The organism is Corynebacterium sp. Marseille-P3884 (genome assembly GCF_017942225.1).
In the GTDB taxonomy this organism is placed as follows: domain Bacteria; phylum Actinomycetota; class Actinomycetes; order Mycobacteriales; family Mycobacteriaceae; genus Corynebacterium.
Map to the genome: position 1 here is coordinate 75,502 of NZ_JAGKSD010000007.1, position 14,422 is coordinate 89,923.

The 14,422-nt window shown below is 60.9% G+C and carries 13 protein-coding genes; 7 read left to right on the top strand and 6 right to left on the bottom strand.

The annotated features are described in order from the left end of the window. Positions 1-365: 365 nt before the first annotated feature. The 6 genes from gyrB to dnaA all read right to left on the bottom strand — a co-directional run bounded on the left by gyrB (position 366) and on the right by dnaA (position 8,843). Positions 366-2,456 carry a DNA topoisomerase (ATP-hydrolyzing) subunit B gene (gene gyrB / locus J5Y21_RS05920; RefSeq protein ID WP_210573635.1) on the bottom strand — a complete coding sequence of 697 codons (2,091 nt, stop codon included), beginning with the start codon at positions 2,454-2,456 and terminating at the stop codon, positions 366-368. A 149-nt stretch (positions 2,457-2,605) separates the two neighbouring features. Then, positions 2,606-3,418: a hypothetical protein gene (locus tag J5Y21_RS05925; RefSeq protein WP_210573637.1), complete on the bottom strand. Its 813-nt coding sequence runs from the start codon at positions 3,416-3,418 to the stop codon at positions 2,606-2,608. 144 nt (positions 3,419-3,562) lie between these two features. Continuing rightward, positions 3,563-4,198: a DciA family protein gene (locus tag J5Y21_RS05930; RefSeq protein ID WP_210573639.1), complete on the bottom strand. Its 636-nt coding sequence runs from the start codon at positions 4,196-4,198 to the stop codon at positions 3,563-3,565. After that, positions 4,195-5,391: a DNA replication/repair protein RecF gene (gene recF / locus J5Y21_RS05935; RefSeq protein WP_210573640.1), complete on the bottom strand. Its 1,197-nt coding sequence runs from the start codon at positions 5,389-5,391 to the stop codon at positions 4,195-4,197. The genes J5Y21_RS05930 and recF overlap by 4 nt, the downstream gene beginning before the upstream one ends. A gap of 3 nt (positions 5,392-5,394) precedes the next feature. Then, complete coding sequence (gene dnaN, locus J5Y21_RS05940) at positions 5,395-6,582, bottom strand: DNA polymerase III subunit beta (RefSeq protein WP_210573641.1); 1,188 nt, start codon at positions 6,580-6,582, stop codon at positions 5,395-5,397. 614 nt (positions 6,583-7,196) lie between these two features. Continuing rightward, positions 7,197-8,843, bottom strand: coding sequence for a chromosomal replication initiator protein DnaA (gene dnaA, locus J5Y21_RS05945; protein WP_210573642.1), 1,647 nt, complete (start codon positions 8,841-8,843; stop codon positions 7,197-7,199). A gap of 816 nt (positions 8,844-9,659) precedes the next feature. Between dnaA and rpmH the strand changes: the two genes are divergently transcribed. The 7 genes from rpmH to J5Y21_RS05980 all read left to right on the top strand — a co-directional run bounded on the left by rpmH (position 9,660) and on the right by J5Y21_RS05980 (position 14,413). Further along, positions 9,660-9,797, top strand: coding sequence for a 50S ribosomal protein L34 (rpmH, locus tag J5Y21_RS05950; RefSeq protein WP_076598259.1), 138 nt, complete (start codon positions 9,660-9,662; stop codon positions 9,795-9,797). A gap of 27 nt (positions 9,798-9,824) precedes the next feature. Next, the gene (rnpA, locus tag J5Y21_RS05955) at positions 9,825-10,187 is read left to right on the top strand and encodes a ribonuclease P protein component (protein WP_210573643.1); all 363 of its coding nucleotides are present in this window, start codon (positions 9,825-9,827) and stop codon (positions 10,185-10,187) included. Further along, entirely contained in the window at positions 10,184-10,468 is a 285-nt protein-coding gene (gene yidD, locus J5Y21_RS05960; protein WP_210573644.1) for a membrane protein insertion efficiency factor YidD, read from the top strand. Before rnpA ends, yidD begins: the two co-directional genes overlap by 4 nt. Positions 10,469-10,475: 7 nt before the next feature. Then, complete coding sequence (yidC, locus tag J5Y21_RS05965; RefSeq protein WP_210573645.1) at positions 10,476-11,669, top strand: membrane protein insertase YidC; 1,194 nt, start codon at positions 10,476-10,478, stop codon at positions 11,667-11,669. Between the two features lie 5 nt (positions 11,670-11,674). Next, entirely contained in the window at positions 11,675-12,316 is a 642-nt protein-coding gene (rsmG, locus tag J5Y21_RS05970; protein ID WP_210573646.1) for a 16S rRNA (guanine(527)-N(7))-methyltransferase RsmG, read from the top strand. 86 nt (positions 12,317-12,402) lie between these two features. Continuing rightward, on the top strand, positions 12,403-13,350 hold the full coding sequence (locus J5Y21_RS05975) for a ParA family protein (RefSeq protein ID WP_349236957.1): 948 nt from the start codon (positions 12,403-12,405) through the stop codon (positions 13,348-13,350). A gap of 4 nt (positions 13,351-13,354) precedes the next feature. After that, positions 13,355-14,413, top strand: coding sequence for a ParB/RepB/Spo0J family partition protein (locus J5Y21_RS05980; RefSeq protein WP_210573648.1), 1,059 nt, complete (start codon positions 13,355-13,357; stop codon positions 14,411-14,413). The last annotated feature ends 9 nt before the right edge of the window (positions 14,414-14,422 follow it).

The window sequence follows — 14,422 nt, forward strand, 5'->3', positions numbered from 1 at the left end:
CGGACCAAAGCGCTGCTACACGGGCTGTGAACCGCGAAAACCACGAGCCTCCCAAGGCCGTGGTGTTGATTTGAATAAATTTGCCAGTTTCATGACAGGTCTTTCTAGCTTCCCATGCAGTTACGTTCAGCGTCAAGTGTCCTATCTGTGCTTATGCAGGGAGGATACGAATATATTCCCTCCTCTAAGAATATAGGTTTCTGGATCGAACCATCAGCCAGCACCAAGGGGGCAAACAGGCCGAAATGTGAGCTAAAGCCCCGTCTTTGGGTTTGTGATTTTCAACACTTTCTCACGCAAAGCAAGATGCCCCCGGATGACATGCATCAGGGGGCAACGAGTATTCGTCGATAAGCGAAAATGCGTTAGATATCGAGGAAGCGGACGTCCTTTGCCTTGCGCGTGATGAACGAGCGGCGGGCGGCGACGTCGTCGCCCATGAGGATGGAGAAGAGCTCGTCGGCGCGCTGCGCGTCCTCCAGGTCCACGCGGCGCAGCACGCGGTGCTCCTTGTCCAGGGTGGTCTCCCAGAGCTCACCCGGGTTCATCTCACCGAGACCCTTGTAGCGCTGGATGCCGTCATCGGTGTTGATCTTGCGGCCTTCGTTCAGACCGGCCTCAAGCTCAGCGTCGCGCTCAGCGTCACTGAAGGCGTAGCCCGGCTCGCCCTTGGCCCACTTCAGCTTGTACAGCGGCGGGTTAGCCAGGTACACGTGGCCGTTGGCGATCAGATCCGGCATGAGGCGGTAGAGCAGAGTGAGCAGCAGCGTCGCAATATGCTGGCCGTCGACGTCCGCATCCGCCATGAGAACGATCTTGTGGTAGCGCAGCTTCGAAATATCGAACTCGTCGTTGATGCCCGTGCCCAGCGCGGTGATGATCGCCTGCACCTCGTTGTTATTCAGCACACGGTCGAGGCGGGCCTTCTCCACGTTCAGGATCTTGCCGCGTAGCGGAAGAATCGCCTGGTACATCGAGTCGCGGCCTTGCTTCGCGGAACCGCCAGCGGAGTCGCCCTCCACGATGAACAGCTCGGAGACTGTCGGGTCCTTCGAACGGCAATCCGCGAGCTTGCCCGGCAGGCCGCCGAGATCCGTGGCGGACTTGCGGCGCACGGACTCGCGGGCCTTGCGCGCGGCCTCACGTGCCTGGGAGGAGGACACGGCCTTTTTAATGATGACCTTGGCCTCAGCCGGGTTCGCGTCGAACCAGTCGTTGAGGTGCTCGTTCACCGCGCGCTGGACAAAGCCCTTGATCTCCGAGTTGCCCAGCTTCGTCTTCGTCTGGCCCTCGAACTGCGGGTCGCCCACCCGGACAGACACGATTGCGGCGAGGCCCTCTCGGCAGTCGTCGCCCGTGAGGTTCGGATCCTTATCCTTGATCAGCTTGTGCTCGCGCGCGTAGCGGTTCATCAACGTGGTCAGCGCCGCGCGGAACCCCTCCTCGTGGGTGCCGCCTTCGTGCGTGTTGATGGTGTTGGCGAAGGTGTGGACCGACTCCTTGAAGCCGCCGTTCCACTGCATGGCGATCTCGAGCTCATGCTCGTCACCCTTCGCCTCAAAGCCGACCGTGGTCGGGTGGATCGCCGTCTTATTTCGGTTCAGGTAATCCACGTAGTCGATCAGGCCGTTCGGGTAGTAGAACGTGATCTTCTTCTCGCGCTTCTTCTTGGTGTCCGGTGCGACGCCGGTCTCGTCGTCGCTGTCCTCAGTCTTCTCCGTCTCGCTGTCGGTGCCCTCAGACTCAGCGTCGTCGAAAGAATCGCCCTCGACCACCTGGGCGGTGTCGCCCTCTTCGGCAATCGCCTCGAGCTCCAGCTCCTCCTCGGAAACGCGCTCATCCTTCAAAGTGATGGTCAGGCCCTTGTTCAGGAAGGCCATCTCCTGCAGGCGGCGGGAGATCGTGTCGTAGTCGAAGTCGACCGTCTCGAAGATCTCCGGGTCCGGCCAGAAACGGATGGTGGTGCCTGTACCGCGGGCGTTGTCGCCCTCCACTAGGTCATCGGGAATAGCGTTGGTGAAGTTCTGGTACCAGTGCTTTCCGTCGCGCTTGATGTCCGCCTCAACGCGGGTGGACAGCGCGTTCACCACGGAAATACCCACACCGTGCAGGCCACCCGACACCGCGTAGGACTCCGAGTCGAACTTGCCGCCGGCGTGCAGCTGCGTCATGACGACTTGGACGGTCGGAGCGCCCGACGGGTGCATTTCCACCGGAATGCCGCGGCCGTTGTCCACGACCTGGACGCCGCCGTCTTTCAGCAGCGTCACCTCGACCTTGTCCGCGTAACCTGCCATGGCTTCGTCGACGGAGTTGTCCACGACCTCCCACACCAAGTGGTGCAGGCCGCGCACACCGGTGGAGCCGATGTACATGCCGGGGCGCTTGCGCACGGCCTCCAACCCCTCGAGGATGGTGATCGATGACGCGTCATAATGCGGTTGTTGCTCGGCCACTTTCCCGAAACTCTCCTGTCACGGCGTGAATACGTCTTTAACCCATGTCATCTTACACGGTTGTGGTCCCCCACAGCTGCAGCGCCAGCGCGGGCGACAGGGTGTTTCACGCGCGTTTTGGGGAGATTGCTGCTTTTCCTTATCTGTCATCAAAGAAGCTCTCTGCCGGAGAGAAAAACAGCCTTTGCCGCTAATGCTTTCTCTACTGAGTTTGCATCCGCAATTAATTGCGCTGCATCGTTATCGACATAGCGAGCAATCCCTACGAGATTGTTTAGCTCCCTGAGGATGTTCCTTCCAAGCAGATGCTCGTGATGAGCAATTCTGTTACGGATACGCGCGAAACGGTTCAATTGATCGCGAAGCTGAGCTCTTCGACCAGAAAAATTCGGAAACGCCTCCTTTAGGCATGGCTGCCACAAAGTCTGCTCGTAGTTGAGGTATCCCTTTCCTGGCGCTGAACTTCCCTCATTGAGGAGGCTGATCCAAATACCGAGGGAGACCTTCCCAACGAAATTATCTCCCGTAATCGAGTCCGAACGTTTTCTACGCTTCACCTCGGACAACTTTTTCTCGAAGGCTTCATAGTCTTTGGAAGTCAAGAGTAGATATCTCGATTTGAAAAAATCCCCTTCCACAGAATCACGCACAAACGTTTCGCCATCGCGTACAAGCGTGTGCCATCCATCAGTCGGGGAAACCTTGAAATAAGCGCATAGATGATCATTTATTGCATTCCGGACGACGACCTCTACGAAAGAGATCCACGGCCAAAGAGACCCAGCTACATGTGAATCCCAGAAATATAGGCGAGCAGCTGCAATTTCGATTCGCTTCGACAACTCAAGTCGTTTTTCGTCCTCGGCTAAGCATTCAATTGGAAGCTCGGTTTGAGAACCGTCGCCGTTTTCAGCGACCTCCCGGTAAGTATCCATGCGTGGCACGGATACCAAGAGGTCCATGTCAAGATCACTAAATTTCAATTCCCCGCCCCCCGACAGTTCAAGTGCCCCGAGCGTCCTGCAGAGCAGAACCTTCGTCTTACGACTCAATCTCGGAGCTAACAAGCAAAATGTTATCTCCTTGTTTGTCTTTGATCAAGCTCCTTATCCATACGTGTCCCGCGGCCCGCGGCCCTTCACGTGCAGGGGCCCGTAACGCCAATTCTTGGTCTTCGGCGGGTAGACGTGCAGCTTGGTGATCACGCCGGGCCCGATCTTCTCCGCGATCTGGGACAGCACCGTGGACTGCATGTACTTCAGGTTCGTCGCCCAGGCGGTCTGGTCGCAGGAGATGAACAGCTCGCCGTCTTTGATCATGCTGACTTCAGTGTGCTGCGCGATCTTCTCCCCCACGAGTGCTTCCCAGTTACCCATCACCCAGCCGTGGGCGATCGGTTCGGTCCATTCGCGCTGGGAAATCTCTTTTTTCAGCAGTGAGCCGAAGCCGGCGACTGTGTATTCCCGCTGCAGCGGACGCCCGTCGGGCCCGGTCGGGCGGCCCCGCAGGAACCTTTTCTTTTTCACCGGCTCAGGCGTGAGGTCCAAGCCCGGCACGGAGATCTCCGGTGCCGCGGGTTCGTCCGCGCCCATCGCGACGGCGAGCTTGCCCACCGAACGGCGAGGAACGACATTCTTTCCCTGACCCGTGAGGCGCGGGACTTTCCCGCCGCGGCGTTTCGCGGTAGCGCGGAGGTTCTCGAACGTGGCGCGGACCAGGTCTGGTTCTTCCGGCCGCGTCACGGGGCGTCCTCAATCCGCGACACACGCCGCCCGTCCTCGCTGTCCTCCATGACGACGCCGTAGCGCGCGGAGACATGGTCGTCGAGATTCCCAGGTAGGTCGTCGCCGACAGCGGCAGTAATGAGCACTTGCTCAGCTTTCTCCGCCACAGACACAAGTCGCTGACGGCGCTTGGCGTCGAGCTCAGCGAAGACATCGTCCAAAATCAGCACGGGTTCCGCGCCGTCGGAGGCCAGCAGCGCGTACTCCGCCAAGTGCAGCGACAGCGCGAACGACCAAGTCTCGCCGTGGCTCGCGTACCCCTTCGCCGGCTGGTCACCCAACATCAGCACAAGATCGTCGCGGTGCGGGCCGACCAGCGTCGTGCCCCGGTCGATCTCCTCCTTGCGCCGCCGCGACAGCTCAGTGAGAAAAGCGGCCTCAAGAATCTCCGGGTCATCACTATCAACGCCAGCGAGCTTATCGACGCCCCCATCCACCGTCGACACATAGTTAATGCTCGCCGGCCGCGACTCCGGCGCCACCGAAGCATATGCGTCGTGGACTGGCTGGGCGAGCTCCCCCACCAGCTTTTTGCGCCCCGCGATCACCTGCGCCCCGAGGGAGGCCAGCTGCATATCCCAGGCGTCGAGGGTGGACAGCGCGCTCGCGCCCTGGTCGTCGTTATAACCGCGGCGCAGCAGCATATTCTGCGAGCGCAGCAGAGCATTGCGCTGGCGCAGAACCTTGTCGTAATCGGCTTTCGCCCCGCCGAAGCGCGGCGTGCGGATGGCGGCCAGCCCGTCTAAGAAGCGGCGCCGCTCCCCCGGCTCGCCCACGACGAGCGCCAAATCCTCCGGCGCGAAAACCACTGTGCGCAAAACACCGAGAATTTCCCGCGGCGTTTTCAGCCGGGTGCGGTTGATCTGCGCCTGGTTCGCTTCCTTCGGCTTGATCAGCAGGTGGGTCGTCAGCTCACGCCCTTCGTTGACCGTGGTCACCGATACTCGGGCATTCTGCGCGCCCGAACGCACCAGCGGCTGGTCCTGGGAGACGCGGTGACTGGACAGCGTCGCCGAGTAGATGACCGCCTCGACGATATTGGTCTTGCCGTGGCCATTGCGGCCGGAGAAGACTGTGACTCCTTTATCCAGCGCGAGATTCAGCTCCGGCCAGGAGCGGAAATCACGCAGATCGAGTTCACGGACAAACACGTGCTATCCCGGCAGGCGCACCGGCATGAGCAGGTAAGTGAAGTCCGTCGCCGGCGTCTCAAACGTTCCGTTCGCTCCTGCTTCCGGCATTTCCTCCGGCTCCGGAATCATGATCGCCGGGCGGGATGCCTCAGTGAAGCCGAAAACGACGCGCTTCGTCGGAATGACGCTCAGGCCGTCGCGCAGGTAACCGGAGTTGAAGGCGATGAGCAATTCATCGGCGCCGGTGAAAGCGCACTGCAGCGACTCGGTCGCCTCACCGGAATCAGCTCCGGAGGCGTACAGCGAGACCTCGCCCGGCTTGAAATGCATGCGCAGCTGCGCGTTGCGGTCGGCGACAAGGCTCACGCGGCGGATCGCTTCCACCAGCGGAGCGATCTCCACTGAGGCCATCGATGTGTGCGTCTTCGGCAGCAGCGGCTGAATATTCGGGAATTCCGCGTCCAGCATGCGAGTCGTGGTCTCGCGGTTCTGCGAGTGCAGGCCGAACAGGCCATCGCCGCCGACATTCTCTCCGGTGCCCACCGCGATCTCTACCGGATCCTGCAGGTGGGAATCCAGGGTGCGCGCGTTGTCCAGCAGCGTCTTCGCCGGGACGAGCAGCTTTGCCTGCACGTCGCCTGCTACCGGATCCCATTCCAGGGAGCGCAGCGCCAGACGGAAACGGTCGGTGGCGGCGAGCTTGACCTGGTTGCCTGCAATTTCCATGTGCACACCCGTGAGCATCGGCAGCGTGTCGTCGCGGCCGGCAGCAGATGCGACCTGGGTGACAGCGTTGACGAACGTCGAGGTGTCCAGCGTGCCGGTCACCTCCGGCAGTTCAGGCAGCACCGGGTAGTCGTCGAGCGGCATGAGCGGCAGCTCGAAGCGCGCGGAGCCGCCCTGCAGCAGCAAACGCGAGTTGTCCACGGATACCTCGACCGGCTTGGCCGGCATATTCGAGACGATGTCCGCCATGAGCTTGCCGGCGACAGCCACACGGCCAGGCTCTGCGACTTCGGCGCTGATGCGCACGCGAGTGGAGACTTCGTAATCGAAGCCTGCCAGCTCCAGACCAGTGTCATCTGCCGTGATCACCACGGCGCGGAGCACAGGCTGGGTGTTCTTCGTCGGCAAGTTCCGTGCCACCCATGCGACGGCATCCGAAAGATCGTCTTTGTGCACGCGGAATGACACGTTGTTGTCGTCCATGGTCCTCGTTGCTCCTTGCTAGCGCTGCCGGTCATCGTCAGGTGAGCTCATGTCCAACTCACCTTAAGCGGTGCGTGGTTTCGCCTCAACGGAAGGCTGCCCATTGTCGCGCATTGTCATTCGCTTCGGCGGCGGCAGCCCGGCGGAGTTGTCCCCACGCTCTCTTTCTCTTGGTTTCAATACTAGGAAAAAGATTGGGAGTAACAGTAAGCGTTGTGCAGTCTGTGGATCTCACCTCATTGGTGCATGTCGGATCGGCGTGTCGCTTGTGGGGAGCGGGTGTGCAATTTCTGTGGATAACTCGGCGATGTTGTGGATAACTCTTTCCGGGTCTTCGTTTCCCACAGCGGACGCGTGAAATTCCACCGCCAAATCACAATCTTCTCCCGCGTCTGTGGACAGCGGATTTCGGCTGTGGAGAAACCAGAAGTGACCAACTCCACTTAATTACAACCGTGGAATTACACAGGTGTGTATAACTCTGTGGATAACTCGATCGCTGTAACAACCTGCAATTCATGGGCAACAAAAAGCGCCATTGAGGGGGTGTGTCCCTCAATGGCGCGAGTGCGGCGTCGATAAGCGCCATGCTTGTTCGTGATTACCGTTTGTGACTACCGCGCGCGAACGCGATTCTTGATGATCTGGGTGAGCTCCTGGATCTCATCGTATGTCTCGCGGTTTTCCGTCATTTCCTTGCGGATCTTGCGGTCGGCGTACATCACCGTCGTGTGGTCCTTGCCGCCGAATTCCTGGCCGATCTTCGGCAGAGACAGATCTGTTAGCTCGCGGCACAGATACATGGCCAACTGGCGGGCGTGCGCGACAACGCGCGTTTTGCCGGCGCCGGTAAGCTTGTCCATCGGGACGCGGAAGAATTCCGCTGCGGCCTCCTTGATTGTCTCCGCCGTGATCGTCACATCCCCTTCGTCCGGGAGGATGTCGCGGAGCGCGACTTGGGCGACGTCGAGCGTAATCGGCTCGTTGATCAGCGATGAATACGCCGACACCCTGATCAAAGCGCCCTCGAGCTCGCGGATGGAGGACTCGAATTGCGATGCGATGAGCTCGAGAACGTCCTCGCTCACTCGCGTGCCGTCGGCTGCGGCCTTCTTCATCAAAATCGCAATGCGCGTCTCCAGATCCGGCGGTTGAATATCCGTGATCAACCCGCCCTCAAAGCGCGTGCGAAGGCGATCCTCCAGCGTGGTCAACTGCTTCGGCGGACGGTCGGACGACAAGATGATCTGCTTATTCGACTGGTGCAGGGCATTGAACGTGTGGAAGAACTCTTCCTGCGTACCTTCCTTGCCTTCCAAGAACTGGATGTCGTCGACCATGAGGATGTCTAGGTCGCGGTAGCGGCGCTTAAAGGATTCCTGCCGGTCGTCGCGCACGGAGTTGATGTAGTCGTTGGTGAACTCTTCCGAGGAGACGTACTTGATGCGCAAGTTCGGCTGCAGCACCTGGGCGTAATTGCCTGCGGCGTGCAGCAAGTGCGTCTTGCCCAAGCCTGATCCGCCCCAGATGAACAGCGGGTTGTAGGCGCGGGCAGGATTCTCTGCGACAGCGACGGCGGCGCCGTTAGCGAAGCGGTTGGAGGAGCCGATGACGAAATTCTCGAAGGTGTACTTCGGGTTCAGGCTCATCTCCCGGTCGGGATCATGCGCCGGTTTCTCGCGCGGAATGCGCTGCGGCGCCGCGACGATTGGGTGGCTCGATTGCTGGCGGGAGGATTCCTCGACCGGGTTCTCCTGTTGCTGCGCATGAATGCGGGCGAGCTCGTCAAGGCCCATCGGCAACTGCTCTCCCGCCAACGGCGACGGATTCGCCGGCCGCGTCGGTGCTTGCTGCGGCGTCATCGGAAAAGCCGGCTCCGAATAGGTGCTGTACCAGTCATCGGCGGAGCTGTCGGTGTGCTGCGTGGGCTGCGGGGCTGGCTGCTCCTGCGGCGCTGGTTGCGGTTCGGGTGCTGGCGCGTTCACTGAGACGGCGAGGTTGCAGGGCTGGCCCATGTGGTGGCTGAGCAGTTCCACGATGTAGGGGCCCAAATTATTCTCAACGACATTCTTCGCGGCCGCGTGGGGTGCGGAGAGAATGCAGTAGCCGTCGACGAGCATGACGGGTGTGACCAGCTGCAGGTATGCGCGGTCGCCCGGGCTGAACGTGGGAACGTGGGAATTCGGGCGTTCGGACAGGTTGAGCAGTTCGGCGACAATGTCTTGCCACAGAGCATTCAAACTCTGCTGGTCGTGTGCCATGAAAGCCTGCTTTCCCTCATACAAATCCCAACAATCAGCCCGCGGCGCGCACGGGATCCCCCGGTTCCGGGCCGTGCATGCCGCGGGCTATTCACAACTCACAGGAGTGTGAACATCGCCCTGAACATGTGAATTCACAATGTTATCCACAGGGTGACTCGAAGTTTATCCACAAGACGTTCATCTTGCTGTGGATAACCCCCTGGAGCCAAATTACCGCCCTTGACCTCGTGTTTTACCGCATCTTTCGATTAAGCCTCAAGGTCTGATTGAGGTTTATCCACAGCGGTGGTGGAAATTTTCCTGTGAAGTTGTGGTGATAAAGCTTTCTTACCCTGCTCCGCCGCCGACTGTCTAGGCGACTGATCTGTGGCCGGGGCCTCGTCCACGGCGTATGAGAAAGCACGTTCGACACCCCCACCGGTCCTGTGCAGGCTACGTCGGCGTGTCGCGGTTTGACCTGCGGAAAAACACAATGTTGTAATTTCGGGGGTGAACGAATTTCGGGTCAACTACCCCCGCGCGTCGATTTGGCCGGTGCGACGACGATCACGTATCCTGGCATGGTCTGTCGCACTCTGTGACCTCTGCGGTTCCGCGGATGTCGGGGTGTGCGTGAGAGCATCATCAGCGCCGAGCACCGGGCCGCCCGTGTTGGCGAGTCAGCGCAGATAATGTATGCCACCAGCGAATTCGCTGTAAGAGCATCTCACTTACATGTTTTGAAAATGGCTGCCTCTTCCCGGGAAGGCGCACGCACCGCAATATTCGGTGTGCGCCGCTGGCCGCCGCATAGATTGCAAGGAGTAACCCGCCATGTCTAAGCGGACTTTCCAGCCGAATAACCGCCGTCGTGCACGCAAGCACGGCTTCCGTACCCGCATGAACACCCGTGCTGGCCGCGCCATCGTTTCCGCGCGCCGCCGCAAGGGCCGTTCCAAGCTCACTGCCTAGTTCTTCTAGGCTCGTCTCGAGCGCGCTGTGCTGCCCCGTGCCCACAAGCTCACCTCGTCCGCGGAATTCCGCCGGGTGATCTCTAAGGGCGGGCGCGCAGGCACCCGCACCCTCGTGGTGCACTATTACACCCGAACCGACACCGTCATCTCCGGCGGCCCGCGGTTCGGGTTAATTGTGTCTAAGCAGGTGGGCAACGCCGTTGCCCGTCACCGTCTATCGCGGCAACTGCGACACCTGTGCATGGAGGTCGCCGAGTCGCTCGACCGGGAAGTGGACATTGTCATCCGTGCCCTCCCTGCGAGTGCCGGCGCCACAAGTGCGGAACTGCTGGGAGACCTGGAATCAGGTCTCTTACGGGCCCGCAAGAAAGCAGCCGCGCGCTCATGACCGATTTCGAGCATTTCAATACTGACGGTGAGCGCATTCCTGCACCATCCGGGCCTGTCGGCCGTGCGATGGTGCGGTGCGTGCGGCTTTACCAAAAACTTTTCTCACCCCTTAAGATGGGATCGACGTGCCGCTTCGAGCCAACCTGCAGCGCGTATGCGCTTGAAGCAGTGTCCAGGCATGGAGCGGCCCGCGGTGGCCTTCTCGTCCTTGCGCGTCTAGCCAAGTGCGGTCCATGGCACCCCGGCGGTTACGACCCCGTACCTATGAACAGGAGTTAGACAACCAGTGCTGAATTTCATCTACTGGCCCATCTCAGCGGTGCTGTGGTTCTGGCACAAGATCTTCGGCTACCTACTCTCGCCGGACTCCGGCGCCTCGTGGCTGCTGGCGATCGTGTTTTTGACCTTCACCATCCGTATCTTCTTGGTCAAGCCGATGGTGAACCAGCTGCGCGCCGGCCGCAAGATGCAGGAGCTCCAACCGAAGATGCAGGAGATCCGCGCCAAGTACGCCAAGGACCAGCAAAGGCAGGCGCAGGAAATGCAGCGTCTGTACAAAGAAGCCAAGATGAATCCGCTGGCCAGCTGCATTGTTCCGCTGGTGCAAATGCCGGTGTTCATCGGTCTGTTCCACGTGCTCCGCTCCTTCAACCGCACCGGCACCTCCGGCTCCGGCCTAGGAATGACCGTGGAGCAAAACCGCAACACCGCGAACTACATCTTCTCTCCGGAAGAAGTGCAGTCCTTCCTCGATGCGCGCGTGTTCGGCGTTCCGCTGTCGTCTTATATGGCCATGCCGGAGGAGCAGTTCGCGGCCTTTGAACCGTCAGACTTCTCCCGCACCGACATCATCCTGGTTGCACTTCCGATGGTCATCGCCGGTGTGCTGCTGACCCACTTCAACGCGCGTATGTCCATGAACCGTCAGCGCGAACGCATGGCGAAGCGTAAGGCGGAGCAGGCAGCGGCCGGCAAGAAGCAGCCGGAAAACGGCATGAACTCGCCGGAAATGATGGAAATGCAGATGAAGACCATGAACGGCATGATGCTGTGGTTCCTCCCGGCAACCCTGCTGATCACTGGTGCTTTTTGGCACATCGGTCTGCTCACCTACACGTTGTCCAACAACATCTGGACCTTCTTCCAGACCAAGATTGTCTACGCCAAGATGGACAAGGAAGAGGCGGAAGAGGAAGAGGCCAAGCGCGAGGCAAAGCGTGCTTCCGCACCGGTCGCGGGCGCCCGTACGGTGGATAACCGCTCCAAGAAACAGCGTCAGCGCGATGCCGCGAAGCAGCGTGCGAACAATAATCACCCGGAAAACGACACGGAAAAGTCCGTGGCGAATGAGCCGGAGAGCAAGCCGTCGGACAAGGCTGATCCGGATGGGGATTCCAATGTCGGCCTCAAGCCCAAGCCGGGAGCTAAGCCCAACAACCCGAAGAAGGGCAAGAAGAAGAAAAAGAAGAAAGGGAAATAAGGCACATGCCTGAGCACACGCCTGAGTGGGAGACCGCGCCCGCCGCAGCTGCCGAGATCTTCGGTGACCGGCTGCCGCTCGCGCAGGCCTACCACGATTCCCTGGCCACCACCGCGGCGGAGCGCGGTTTCATCGGCCCGAAGGAAGTCTCCCGCCTGTGGAGTCGCCACGTGCTCAATTGCGCGGTCATCGCCGAAGCCTTCGACGAGGGCCAAAGCGTTGCGGACATCGGTTCCGGCGCTGGCCTACCGGGCATTCCCTTGGCCATCGCTCGCCCGGATTTGCAGATCACGCTCATCGAGCCGTTGCTGAAGCGCTCGACGTACCTCAGCGAGATCACCGCAGAACTCGGACTCGATAACGTCACCGTTGTCCGCGGGCGTGCGGAAGAGCAGAAAAAGATGCTTTTCGACGTCACCACCTCCCGCGCCGTCGCCCCCTTGGGCAAGCTGGCTGGTTGGTCCCTTCCCCTCGTGCGCCCCGGCGGTTCTATGACCGCGATGAAGGGTGCGAGCGTGGCAGAGGAATTGGAGCGCGACGCCGCCATGATCACCAAGGCCCGCGGTACGGATGCGGAGATCCTCACTGTCGGTGAGGGCTTGCTGGAGCAACCCACCACCCTCATTCGCATCCTCCGCGCTGGTTAGCGCGCTTTCGGGCGGTCCCGGGTAACGGATGTTCGGTCGCTCTACTAATCTGACACTGACTGATATTGAGAGTGACGGGAGGCCACGTGGACGACGAGCAGTGGGATGACACCCCGATTGCTGCGGCGGCTCGCCGTGCGGCGCAGATGAATACTGGGCGCTCGACGGTGCCGAAGCCGGATCAACCGCGCCTGATCACTGTGGCAAACCAGAAGGGCGGCGTGGGCAAGACCACCACGTCGGTGAACCTCGCGGCGTCGCTGGCCAAGCTGGGCTGCAAGGTGCTCGTGGTGGATTTGGACCCCCAGGGCAATGCGTCCACCGCGCTGGGTGCCGGCCACCGTGACGGCGAGACATCGAGTTATGAGCTCCTCATCGGTGCCGCGGGTCCGGCAGAGGCTCTGCAGCGCTCCGGGGACAACGACAATTTGTGGTGCATTCCCGCGACCATCGACTTGGCTGGCGCTGAGATTGAGCTGGTCAGTCTGGTCCGGCGCGAGTACCGCTTGGCAGATGCGTTGCGCGGTGGATTTCTTGAGGAGCACGGCTTCGATTACGTCTTTGTGGACTGCCCGCCGTCGCTCGGTCTGCTCACCATCAACGCGATGAATGCTGTGGATGAGGTTCTCATCCCGATCCAGTGCGAGTATTACGCACTCGAGGGTGTGGGCCAGCTGCTGAATAACATCACGATGATCCGCGGCGCTTTGAACCCGAACCTGCACATCTCCGCAGTGCTGTTGACGATGTATGACGCCCGCACGAAGCTGTCGGAGCAAGTGGCAGAAGAGGTTCGCGGCCAGTTCGGCGATGTGGTGATGCGCAATATGATTCCGCGATCGGTGAAGGTGTCGGAGGCGCCGGGTTACGGCCAGACCGTGATCGAGTACGACCCGGGCTCGCGCGGTGCGCTGGCATATTTCGATGCCGCGCGTGAATTGGCTACCCGCGGCGACTATCAGCCGCATGAGACGACGGGGCCGATCGGTGTGAGCCCCGAGATTTTCGCCCAGTTGGGCGAGGAGGACGAGTAGAGCAATGGCAGAGCAACGCAAGGGCGGTCTGGGCCGCGGGTTGGCGGCGCTGATCCCGTCGAATCCGGACCACCACCAGAAGACGGGCCCGCTTGGTGATGGCGCGGCTGACGTGATCATCGGCGGGAATAAGGGCGCGCGGGATGAGAACACCAAGCCCAAGAAGAAACAGGTCAAGGGCGCTCCGACGATTCCGGGTGCGCCGACGATGAGCCAGCCTTCTTCTGTTCCGGCGGCGATGGTGACGGAGAAGAACGATTCCTTCGGCGCCTCCTACCAGGAGATCCCGATCGGGGATATTTTCCCGAACGCGAAGCAGCCGCGTACTCAATTCGACGAAGACGAGCTGGCTGAGCTGGTTCACTCGGTCAAGGAATTCGGTCTGCTCCAGCCGATCGTGGTTCGCCCGGCGAAGGACGGCTATGAGCTGATCATGGGTGAACGCCGCTGGCGCGCGTCCTCGAAGGCTGGCCTGAAGCGCATTCCGGCGATCGTGCGCGAGACATCCGATGAGGATATGCTCCGCGATGCCTTGCTGGAGAATATCCACCGAGTGCAGCTCAACCCGCTGGAAGAGGCCGCCGCGTACCAGCAGCTGCTTGATGAATTCGGCGTCACCCAGGAGCAGCTCGCCGACCGCCTCGGCCGCTCCCGCCCGGTGATCACCAATTCGATCCGTCTGCTGAACCTGCCTGTGCCGGTGCAGCGCCGCGTTGCCGCTGGTGTTCTCAGTGCGGGGCACGCCCGCGCGCTCCTCGGCGTGAAGGTGGGCCCGGAGGCTCAGGAGCAGCTCGCGGACCGCATCGTCGCCGAGGGTCTGTCTGTCCGCGCGACGGAGGAGGCCGTGACCCTGCTCAACCGTCAGGGCGCCTTGCCGGACAAGCCGAAGCGCGAGCCGACTCCGCAGCCGGAATTCCTCACTCAGGCAGCCGACCGCTTGGCCGATGAGTGGGACACCAAGGTCTCGGTGACCATGGGCAAGCGCAAGGGAAAGATCGTCGTCGAATTCGGCGACCGCGAGGATTTCGAGCGCATCATGTCGCTCATCGAGGGCACGGACTAGCCCTGGGGC

Excerpts from the sequence above, each read along its gene's own strand:
- dnaA (WP_210573642.1), bottom strand. The coding sequence starts at position 8,843 with ATGGCACACGACCAGCAGAGTTTGAATGCTCTGTGGCAAGACATTGTC.
- yidD (WP_210573644.1), top strand. The coding sequence starts at position 10,184 with ATGACCGATTTCGAGCATTTCAATACTGACGGTGAGCGCATTCCTGCA.
- rsmG (WP_210573646.1), top strand. The coding sequence starts at position 11,675 with ATGCCTGAGCACACGCCTGAGTGGGAGACCGCGCCCGCCGCAGCTGCC.
- rpmH (WP_076598259.1), top strand. The coding sequence starts at position 9,660 with ATGTCTAAGCGGACTTTCCAGCCGAATAACCGCCGTCGTGCACGCAAG.
- dnaN (WP_210573641.1), bottom strand. The coding sequence starts at position 6,582 with ATGGACGACAACAACGTGTCATTCCGCGTGCACAAAGACGATCTTTCG.
- J5Y21_RS05980 (WP_210573648.1), top strand. The coding sequence starts at position 13,355 with ATGGCAGAGCAACGCAAGGGCGGTCTGGGCCGCGGGTTGGCGGCGCTG.
- J5Y21_RS05925 (WP_210573637.1), bottom strand. The coding sequence starts at position 3,418 with ATGGACCTCTTGGTATCCGTGCCACGCATGGATACTTACCGGGAGGTC.